Source organism: Pseudomonas sp. PA-4-8C (genome assembly GCF_021606625.1).
GTDB lineage: Bacteria > Pseudomonadota > Gammaproteobacteria > Pseudomonadales > Pseudomonadaceae > Aquipseudomonas > Aquipseudomonas lactis.
On the sequence record NZ_WKCD01000229.1, the window covers coordinates 1 to 9,227 of the forward strand.

Consider the following 9,227-nt stretch of genomic DNA (forward strand, 5'->3'; position numbering starts at 1 on the left):
CGCGGCGTCTGTGAGTTTTTCGCGAGCAAGCTCGCTCCTACATTATTGGTATTGGGGTCAGTGGGTGCTCAGGCCTGCCGCATTCATGAACATGCGCATCAGGCTGGCCACCACGAACAGGGCCAGCACGCTGCCGGTCCAGATCATCGCCAGCCACCCCAGGCGCCGCCACAACGGCTGCTTCTCGGCCTGTTCAATCTCGTGCAACGAAGGTTTGGACATGTTTCAACCCTCCTAGTGATAGCCGTCTTCGTGGGTGACCTTGCCGCGGAACACGTAGTAGCTCCAGAAGGTGTAGCCCAGAATGAACGGGATGATGAACAGCGTGCCCACCAGCATGAAGCCCTGGCTTTGCGGCGGCGCGGCGGCATCCCAGATCGATACGGACGGCGGGATGATGTTCGGCCACAGGCTGATCCCCAGGCCGCTGTAGCCGAGGAAGATCAGCACCAGCGTCAACAGGAACGGCGTGTAGTGCGCATTACGTGCCACAGCGCGGATCAGCCCGTACATGGTGACCAGCACCAGGATCGGCACCGGCAGGAACCAGAACAGGTTCGGCAGGGTAAACCAGCGCGACGCGATTTCCGGGTGGGTCAGCGGCGTCCAGATGCTGACGACGCCGATCACCGCCAACACGACAAACGCCAAAGGCCGCGCCAGGTTGTGCATCTGCTCCTGCAACTTGCCTTCGGTCTTCATGATCAGCCAGGTGCAGCCGAGCAAGGCATACGCCACGATCAGCGCCACGCCGCAGAACATCGTGAAGGGTGTGAGCCAGTCCAGTGAGCCGCCGGCGAACTGGCGATCCACCACCGGAATACCGTCGATAAAGGCGCCCAACGCCACCCCCTGGAAGAAAGTCGCCGCCAGCGAGCCGCCAATAAACGCCTTGTCCCACAGGTGACGCTTGTGGTCCTTGGCCTTGAAGCGGAACTCAAAGGCCACGCCGCGGAAGATCAGCCCGATCAGCATCAGGATCAGCGGCAGGTACAGCGCCGACAACACCACCGAATAGGCCAGCGGGAACGCGCCAAACAACGCCGCGCCGCCGAGTACCAGCCAGGTTTCGTTGCCGTCCCATACGGGCGCCACGGTGTTCATCATCACGTCACGGTCGACTTTGCCCGGGATAAACGGGAAAAGAATGCCGATCCCCAGGTCGAAGCCGTCCATGACCACGTACATCATGATGCCGAAGATGATGATCACGGCCCAGATCAGCGGAAGATCAATACCCATCTCAATTCCCCTTGTGCTGGATGTGGTCGTGGTCGTTATCACTGCCATCGTCGGCAGCAGACAACGGACGTGCCGGGGTGCGTTTCTGGCCAGGGCCGCCGTGGGCTGGCTCAGTACTGTCGTGGGTCACGGGGCCTTTGCGCACCAGGCGCATCATGTAGCCCAGGCCCGCGCCGAACAGCGCGAAGTACACCACCACGAACAACACCAGGGTGATGGTCATCTGCGTCAGGCTATGCCCGGAGGAGGCATCCGCCGTGCGCATCAACCCGTAGACCACCCAGGGCTGGCGACCGATTTCGGTGGTGAACCAACCGGCCAGAATCGCAATCAGGCCAGATGGGCCCATCCACAACGCCAGGTACAGGAACGGTTTGGACGTGTACATCTTGTCGCCCCGGCGCAGCCACAGGCTGAACAGACCGGTGAAGATCATCAGGAACCCCAGGCCGACCATGACCCGGAACGACCAGAACACAATGGTCGAGTTGGGACGGTCTTCAGGCGGGAACTCCTTGAGCGCCGGCACTTGCTTGTCCAGGGAGTGAGTCAGGATCAGGCTGCCCAGGTACGGAATCTCGACCGCGTACTTGGTTTTCTCGGCTTTCATGTCCGGCCAGCCGAACAGGATCAGCGGCGTGGGCTCGTTGCCGATATTTTCCCAGTGACCTTCAATCGCGGCGATTTTGGCCGGCTGATGCTTGAGGGTATTAAGGCCATGGAAGTCGCCGATCACCGCCTGGATGGGCGCAACGATCAGCGCCATCCACATCGCCATCGAGAGCATTTTGCGGATCGCTGGGTTGTCCTTGCCGCGCAGCAAATGCCAGGCCGCCGACGAGCCGACGAAGAACGCCGTGGCCACGAACGCCGCTGTGGCCATGTGCATCAGGCGGTAGGGGAACGACGGGTTGAAGATCACCGCCAGCCAGTCAGTCGGTATCACGCGGCCATCGATGATTTCAAAGCCCTGGGGCGTCTGCATCCAGCTGTTGGAGGCGAGAATCCAGAATGTGGAGATCAGCGTACCCACGGCGACCATCACCGTGGCGAAGAAGTGCAGCTTGCGCCCCACCTTGTTCCAGCCAAACAACATCACACCCAGGAAACCGGCCTCGAGGAAGAAGGCCGTGAGCACTTCGTACGTCAGCAACGGCCCGGTGACGGCGCCGGCGAAGTCCGAGAAGCGGCTCCAGTTGGTGCCGAACTGGTAGGCCATGACCAGGCCCGATACCACGCCCATGCCGAAGTTGACGGCAAAGATCTTCGACCAGAAATGGTAGAGGTCACGGTAAGTATCGTTATGAGTCTTGAGCCACAAGCCCTCCAGCACCGCAAGGTAACTGGCCAGGCCGATGGTGATCGCCGGGAACAGGATGTGGAATGAGATGGTGAACGCGAATTGAATTCGGGCGAGATCTAGCGCCTCCAAACCGAACATAAGTCTTCCTCTGTCAGGTAATACCGGCTGCTGGCTGGGAGCCTGCACCCACTGCCCCCACGGATATGGAGTGTGGCGAATTTCAATTCGTTTCTTTTATTACCCATCGCGTGGGGAATCTGGCCTTTCGACCACCAGAACAATCCCGGGGCAGGTTTTGATCTGGATCAAGCATCGTTGAAAGAGTAGTCCCATTTTTGCGGTAGGACTGTGTGGTCTTTTGCCGCGTGACAGCTTGCCTCAGCTCAGTTCTTGCAACTATTTGTTACAGCTTGATGCTAATCTCGCCCTTCTCCCGTTGCCGACCTGATTGCCGATGCCCAGTGAACCTGCGTTGCTGTTACGTCACCACCGCCCTTTTATCGCGTTCTGGCTGGCGCGGATCTTTACCGCCAGCGGCTTCCAGATGCTCACCGTGGCGATCGGCTGGAACCTCTACCAACTGACCGGCAATGTGCTGGACCTGGGCCTGGTCGGCCTGGTGGAATTCATACCGCGCGTGTTGTTCATGCTGCACACCGGACACGTGGCGGATCGCTATGAACGCCGCCGGGTCGCCGCCATCTGCCAGACCTTGCAGGCACTGATTGCCTTGTCCCTGGCCATCGGTGGCCTGACCGGCAACGTGACCCGCGAGATGATCTTTATCCTCGCCTTCCTGCTGGGCGCCGCGCGCTCGTTTGAAATGCCCACCACCCAGGCGCTCTTGCCCAGCATCATGCCCAGCGCGCTGTTCCCCCGCGCGGTGGCCGCCTCGCAATCGGCCCAGCAACTGGCGACCATCGTCGCACCGGCCGTGGGCGGTTTGCTTTACGCGTTTGGCAGCGTGTGGGTGTACGGCCCCACCGTGGCGCTGTACCTGATCGCCTGCGTGCTGACCCTGAACTTGCCCGCGCGCCAGACTCCGCTGAACAAAGCCAAGGCCACCCTGGACTCGCTGCTGGCCGGCATTCGTTTTATCCGCAGCCGCCCGGACATTCTCGGCGCCATCTCCCTGGACCTGTTTGCCGTGCTGCTGGGCGGCGCCACCGCGCTGTTGCCGGTGTTCGCCAAGGACATCCTGCTGACCGGCGCCTGGGGCCTGGGCCTGCTGCGGTCGGCACCGGCCGTGGGCGCGTTGCTGATGTCACTATGGCTGGCGCGCTTTTCGGTCGACCGCCAGGTGGGCCGCGTGATGTTCACTGCCGTCGGCGTGTTCGGGGTGGCAACCATTGCCTTCGGCCTGTCGACCTCGTTCTGGTTTTCCCTGGCGGTGCTGGTGGTACTGGGCGCGGCGGACATGATCAGCATGGTGATCCGTGCGTCGTTCGTGCAGTTGGAAACCCCAGATGAAATGCGCGGGCGGGTGAGTGCGGTCAATGGCCTGTTTATCGGCGCCTCAAATCAATTGGGCGAGTTCGAATCCGGGATAACCGCCCACTGGTTTGGGACCGTGCCTGCGGTGGTGATGGGCGGGGTTGGTACGCTGGTGGTGACCGGGGTGTGGATCAAGCTGTTCCCGACCCTGGCTAACCGGGATCGCATGCATGTGCCGGTGGAAGAAACCAAGCCATAGGCGTCACCGCCATACCCTGTGGGAGCCGGGCTTGCCCGCGATAGCGGTGTATCAGGCAACTTTCTGGTGGCTGATACACCGCTATCGCGGGCAAGCCAGCTCCCACATTGGAACTTCATTGACCTGACGGTTTGCGCTACAACACCTTATCCAAGGTAATCGGAAACTCCCGCACCCGCTTGCCGGTGGCGTGGTAAACCGCATTCGCCACCGCCGCCGCCACCCCGACAATGCCGATTTCCCCCACGCCCTTGGACCCGAGCGCATTGACGATCTCGTCGTGCTCTTCGACAAACAGCACGTCAATCTCGCCAATATCGGCGTTCACCGGGATGTGGTACTCGGCCAGGCTGTGGTTCATGTAGCGCCCCAGCTCATGGTCCACCTGGGTCTCTTCATGCAGGGCCATGCCAATGCCCCACACCACGCCGCCGAGGATCTGGCTGCGGGCCATCTTGGGGTTGACCACGCGCCCAGCGGCAATGGCGCTGACCACACGGCTGACCTTGATGGTGCCCAGGTCTTCGTCCACCCGCACTTCGACGAACACCGCCGAGTGAGTAGCGCTGGCATAACCCTCGCGCTTCTTGTCAGGCTGGCTGTCGACCTGTACCTCCAGGGTGTCTTCACCGCTGTCCTTGACCAATTGCGCCAACGACACGCTCACATCACCGCTGTGTAGCTGGCCGTCTTCAAACCGAACCGAATCGGCATCCTTGAATACCGGGTAAGTCTGGCGGGCGATCTTCAGCAACTTGGCATTCAGCGCTTCGCACGCTTGCTGCACGGCAGTGCCGACGGACGAGACGGTAAACGAGCCGCCCTGCAACGGCGCAGTGGGCAACGACGAATCGCCCAGCACAAAGCGCACGTCAGCCATCGCCACGCCACTGGCCTGGGAGGCAATCTGGGTCATCACGGTGTAGGTGCCGGTGCCAATGTCGGTGGTGGCGCTGCTGACGGTGAGCTTGCCGTTGGCGTCGAGGCGCGCCTTGGCGCTGGCTTTCATCTGCATGGCTTCCCACACGCCGCCGGCCATGCCCCAGCCGATCAACTGGCGGCCGTCACGCATGCTGCGCGGTTCCGGGTTGCGTTGGTGCCAGCCGAAGCGTTCGGCGCCTTCGCTGTAGCACTCGCGCAGGGCCTTGCTCGACCAGGGTTTGTCTTCGTTCTGGTTACGTTCGGCGTAGTTGATCAGGCGCAATTGCACCGGATCGATGGCCAGGGCGCAGGCCAGTTCGTCCATGGCGCACTCCAGGCCAAGCACGCCAAGTGCTGCACCGGGAGCACGCATATCCAGCGGGGTAAACACATCCAACGGCGCCAGCTTGTAGGTCAGCTGCACGTTGTCGCAGTGATAGAGCATGCCGCTCCACTCCACCACGTGCTCGCTGAAATCTTCGAAGCGCGACGTCTGGCCAATCGCGGTATGCCCCAGCGCCAGCAAGCGCCCATTGGCGGCGGCGCCCATCTGCAAACGCTGCAAGGTGCGCGGGCGATAGCCGAAGGTGAACATCTGCTGGCGGGTCAGGGTAACGCGCACCGAGCGCTTGAGCGCCATGGCCGCCATCACCGCGAGCGGCAATTGGTATTGCGGGCGCAGGCCCGAACCGAAGGCGCCCCCGACAAAGGCAGCAAAGATACGCACCTGGTGCTTGTCCAGGCCGAAGACTTTTTGCACGTAGGCCTGGCAGTTCTGCGGGCCCTGGGTCTTGTCATGGATATGCAGGGTGCCGTCGGGCTGATACAGCACGGTGCTGGCGTGGGGTTCCATCGGGTTGTGATGCTCGATAGGCGTGCTGTAGTGCAAGTCCAGACTGATTGCGGCACCGGCCCATTCAGCCTCGAAGTTGCCTCGCGGCCCGGGCGGAGTCTGGGGCGACGGGTGCGCCGCCGCTTGCTGGGTGAGCAGGTCGGTTTCGAAGGCTTCGGGGGCGTAATCGATCTGCACCAGCGAGCCGGCGTGCCGCGCCAGTTCAAGGTTATCGGCGATCACCAGGGCCAAGGGCTGGCCGCTGTAGAGCACGCGGTCGTTATACAGCGGGCGAAAGGGCGAGCCATCGGCCGCATCGGCATCAGCGAACGCCTCGTCATAGCTGGCGATGTTCGGCCGATTGAGGTGATGGATCACGTCCACCACACCTGGCAGCGCCAACGCCTTGGACGCATCGATGCGCAGCACCCGGCCTCTGGCGATCGAACTCGACACCACGCTGCCATGCAGCAGGCCGTTCTCGGGAAATTCACCGGCATAGCGCGCTTGGCCGGTGACCTTGAGCAGACCGTCGACGCGGTCCAGGGGTTTGCCGATGGCGCTCATGGCTGTTCTCCTGCGACGGCGGCGTCGCTCAGGGCACGAATGATTGCGCGCCGGGCCAGCTTGACCTTGAAGCCGTTGTGTTCCAACGGTTCGGCGTCTTGCAGCAGGGCGTCGGCGGCGGCGCTGAAGGTTTCGCGGCTGACCGTGCGGCCGATCAGCAAGGCTTCCACTGCGCGGTCACGCCAGGGTTTATGCGCCACACCGCCGAGGGCCAGGCGGGCGTCGATGATTTCATCACCGTCCAGCTCCAAGGCGGCGGCCACCGAAACCAGGGCGAAGGCATAGGAGGCACGGTCACGGATTTTCAGGTAATGGCTGTGGCGGGCCAGGTGATCGGCGGGCAGCTCAATGGCCGTGATCAGCTCATCGTCGGCCAATTGGTTGTCGCGTTGCGGCGCATCGCCTGGCAAGCGATGGAAGTCGGCGAACTCGATCACCCGCGCGCCGCCGCGTCCTTCTACATGCACCCGCGCCGCCAGCGCCGCCAGGGCCACGCACATGTCCGAAGGATGGGTGGCCACGCACTGTTCACTGGCGCCGAGGATCGCATGGATACGGTTCAAGCCGTTGCGCGCCGGGCAGCCACTGCCGGGCTGGCGCTTGTTGCACGGCACCGCGGCGTCGTAGAAGTAATAGCAACGGGTGCGCTGCAACAGGTTGCCGCCGGTACTGGCCATGTTGCGTAACTGCGGCGACGCCCCGGCGAGGATGGCCTGGGACAGCAACGGGTAACGCTGCTCGATCAACGGGTGCCAGGCCAGGTCGGCGTTGCTCACCAGCGCACCGATACGCAGGCCGCCCTCGGTGGTTTCTTGAATGTCATGCAGCGGTAAGCCGTTGATGTCGATCAGGTGCTCGGGATGGCTGATGTTTTCTTTCATCAGGTCCAGCAGGTTGGTGCCACCGGCGATAAAGCGTGAGGCGGCACTGCTCAGCTGTACGGCCTGCTGCACATCGGTCGGCCTGCTGTAGTGGAAGGGGTTCATGACTCACCTCCCTGGCGACGGCAGGCCGGCAGCGCGTCTTCGATGGCATCACGGATGTTGTTGTAGGCGCCGCAGCGGCACAGGTTGCCGCTCATCAATTCCTGGATCTGCGCACGGTCGTGGGCGCGGCCTTCATTGGCCAGGCCCACGGCAGAACAGATCTGGCCGGGGGTGCAATAGCCGCACTGGAAAGCGTCGTGCTGGATAAAGGCCTGTTGCATGGGGTGCAGTTGGTCGCCGTCGGCCAGGCCTTCGATGGTGATCAATTCGGCGCCGTCGCACATCACGGCCAGGGTCAGGCAGGCATTCACGCGTTTGCCGTCACGCAACACGGTGCAAGCGCCGCACTGGCCGTGGTCGCAGCCTTTTTTGCTGCCCACCAGGTCCAACTGCTCGCGCAGCAAGTCCAGCAAGGTGGTCCAGGGCAACACGTTCAGTTGGCGAGCCTGGCCGTTGAGTGTCAGGCGTATCGGGTGGGCGACGAACGGCTGGGCCGCCGCGCCATTGGGGGTCGCGCTCATAAACACCTCACGGGTTGGTGTACGTCCGCGGCGTTCAGGAAAATCGCCGTCTTAGGGGTACGACTTCCGGGTGTTTTGAGCGTTCAAGATGATTGATCAGCGGATATTGAGCTGGGCTTTCAGGGTGTTTTGCGGCGGGTTGATCGAGGTATTGGTGAATTCGAACCAGCCCTGGGCCTGGACGTTCAGGTCGAACACATAGATGTAGCCCATCAACGTGCCCACGCCGTTGCACGCCTCACTGATGTTGCCGACCTGGCACACCGCTGTGCGTTGCCCATTCAACTCCGCGCCGTTGAAGCGGCCCATGGGGCTGTTGCCCAGGCCGACCTCCATCACTGAAACCTTGGTGGGGCCGCGGTGCTCGCACATCTGGGTGGTGTTGACCCGCTCCGGGATCGCTTCGCTGCACGTGGCCGATTCCACCTTGAACACCCGCACCTCGCTCAAGGCCGGTGCAGCCGCGCCCCATGCCGGTGCCGCACCCAGCCACAGGCCGATACTGGCGATCAGAGCTAGACTCCACGGGTTGGCTTTTTTCATGCTGTCGATGACCGGCTGTTGAACGTCGGCGCAGTATGCCTCAAGCCCATGCGCCACACAGCCTCGGCTGCTGGTATGATGCGCCGCTTTTTCCGATCCTCTCTGAATCCACAAGCGCTTGGCGCAGTTTGTGCTTTGACTTAGAGGTCAACAAATCACGACGCACACTAGCGTCACAGGGAGCCGGCATGCTGGAAAAGCTGTTTCAACTCAAAGCCCACAACACCAATGTGCGCACCGAGATTCTCGCGGGGATCACCACCTTTCTGGCCATGGCCTACATCCTGTTCGTAAACCCGAGCATCCTCGGCGAGACCGGCATGGACAAGGGCGCGGTGTTTGTCGCCACCTGCCTGGCGGCGGCCATTGGTTCGACCGTGATGGGCCTGATCGCCAACTACCCGATTGCCCTGGCACCGGGCATGGGCCTCAACGCGTTCTTCACCTACACCGTGGTCTTGCACATGGGCCACACCTGGCAGGTGGCGCTGGGCGCGGTATTCATTTCGGCGGTGTTGTTCTTCCTGCTGTCGATCTTCCGCATTCGTGAGTGGATCATCAACGCCATCCCCCTGCCCCTGCGCTCGGCGATTGCCGCCGGCATCGGCCTGTTCCTGGC

9 protein-coding genes are annotated in these 9,227 nt (G+C 62.3%); 2 read left to right on the forward strand and 7 right to left on the reverse strand.

The window, feature by feature from the left end:
* Window positions 1–57 precede the first annotated feature (57 nt).
* Genes GIW04_RS23715 through GIW04_RS23725 form a run of 3 tightly spaced genes read right to left on the reverse strand, consistent with a single transcriptional unit; the run spans window position 58 to window position 2,683 of the window.
* Window positions 58–222 (reverse strand): DUF2474 domain-containing protein, encoded by a 165-nt coding sequence (locus tag GIW04_RS23715; protein WP_003194328.1) that lies wholly within the window; start codon window positions 220–222, stop codon window positions 58–60.
* Between the two features lie 12 nt (window positions 223–234).
* Window positions 235–1,242 (reverse strand): cytochrome d ubiquinol oxidase subunit II, encoded by a 1,008-nt coding sequence (gene cydB / locus GIW04_RS23720; RefSeq protein ID WP_003194329.1) that lies wholly within the window; start codon window positions 1,240–1,242, stop codon window positions 235–237.
* 1 nt (window position 1,243) lies between these two features.
* Window positions 1,244–2,683 carry a cytochrome ubiquinol oxidase subunit I gene (locus GIW04_RS23725; RefSeq protein WP_003194330.1) on the reverse strand — a complete coding sequence of 480 codons (1,440 nt, stop codon included), beginning with the start codon at window positions 2,681–2,683 and terminating at the stop codon, window positions 1,244–1,246.
* Between the two features lie 316 nt (window positions 2,684–2,999).
* Here GIW04_RS23725 and GIW04_RS23730 point away from each other — a divergent pair, with 316 nt between their 5' ends.
* Window positions 3,000–4,238 carry an MFS transporter gene (locus tag GIW04_RS23730; RefSeq protein WP_120248803.1) on the forward strand — a complete coding sequence of 413 codons (1,239 nt, stop codon included), beginning with the start codon at window positions 3,000–3,002 and terminating at the stop codon, window positions 4,236–4,238.
* A gap of 136 nt (window positions 4,239–4,374) precedes the next feature.
* Here GIW04_RS23730 and GIW04_RS23735 read toward each other — a convergent pair whose 3' ends face one another.
* The 4 genes from GIW04_RS23735 to GIW04_RS23750 form a co-directional block, all read right to left on the reverse strand.
* Window positions 4,375–6,558 (reverse strand): xanthine dehydrogenase family protein molybdopterin-binding subunit, encoded by a 2,184-nt coding sequence (locus tag GIW04_RS23735; protein WP_120248802.1) that lies wholly within the window; start codon window positions 6,556–6,558, stop codon window positions 4,375–4,377.
* Window positions 6,555–7,544 (reverse strand): FAD binding domain-containing protein, encoded by a 990-nt coding sequence (locus GIW04_RS23740; protein WP_094774575.1) that lies wholly within the window; start codon window positions 7,542–7,544, stop codon window positions 6,555–6,557. Before GIW04_RS23740 ends, GIW04_RS23735 begins: the two co-directional genes overlap by 4 nt.
* The gene (locus tag GIW04_RS23745) at window positions 7,541–8,065 is read right to left on the reverse strand and encodes a (2Fe-2S)-binding protein (RefSeq protein ID WP_120248801.1); all 525 of its coding nucleotides are present in this window, start codon (window positions 8,063–8,065) and stop codon (window positions 7,541–7,543) included. Before GIW04_RS23745 ends, GIW04_RS23740 begins: the two co-directional genes overlap by 4 nt.
* A 96-nt stretch (window positions 8,066–8,161) precedes the next feature.
* Window positions 8,162–8,608 (reverse strand): DUF4879 domain-containing protein, encoded by a 447-nt coding sequence (locus tag GIW04_RS23750; protein ID WP_120248841.1) that lies wholly within the window; start codon window positions 8,606–8,608, stop codon window positions 8,162–8,164.
* Window positions 8,609–8,796: 188 nt separating this feature from the next.
* On the opposite strand from GIW04_RS23750, the gene GIW04_RS23755 reads away from it, so the two are divergent.
* Window positions 8,797–9,227: NCS2 family permease (locus GIW04_RS23755; protein WP_236479251.1), on the forward strand; the 431-nt coding region annotated here is incomplete at its 3' end.

Excerpts from the sequence above, each read along its gene's own strand:
- GIW04_RS23715 (WP_003194328.1), bottom strand. The coding sequence starts at position 222 with ATGTCCAAACCTTCGTTGCACGAGATTGAACAGGCCGAGAAGCAGCCG.
- cydB (WP_003194329.1), bottom strand. The coding sequence starts at position 1,242 with ATGGGTATTGATCTTCCGCTGATCTGGGCCGTGATCATCATCTTCGGC.
- GIW04_RS23725 (WP_003194330.1), bottom strand. The coding sequence starts at position 2,683 with ATGTTCGGTTTGGAGGCGCTAGATCTCGCCCGAATTCAATTCGCGTTC.
- GIW04_RS23730 (WP_120248803.1), top strand. The coding sequence starts at position 3,000 with ATGCCCAGTGAACCTGCGTTGCTGTTACGTCACCACCGCCCTTTTATC.
- GIW04_RS23735 (WP_120248802.1), bottom strand. The coding sequence starts at position 6,558 with ATGAGCGCCATCGGCAAACCCCTGGACCGCGTCGACGGTCTGCTCAAG.
- GIW04_RS23740 (WP_094774575.1), bottom strand. The coding sequence starts at position 7,544 with ATGAACCCCTTCCACTACAGCAGGCCGACCGATGTGCAGCAGGCCGTA.
- GIW04_RS23745 (WP_120248801.1), bottom strand. The coding sequence starts at position 8,065 with ATGAGCGCGACCCCCAATGGCGCGGCGGCCCAGCCGTTCGTCGCCCAC.
- GIW04_RS23750 (WP_120248841.1), bottom strand. The coding sequence starts at position 8,608 with ATGAAAAAAGCCAACCCGTGGAGTCTAGCTCTGATCGCCAGTATCGGC.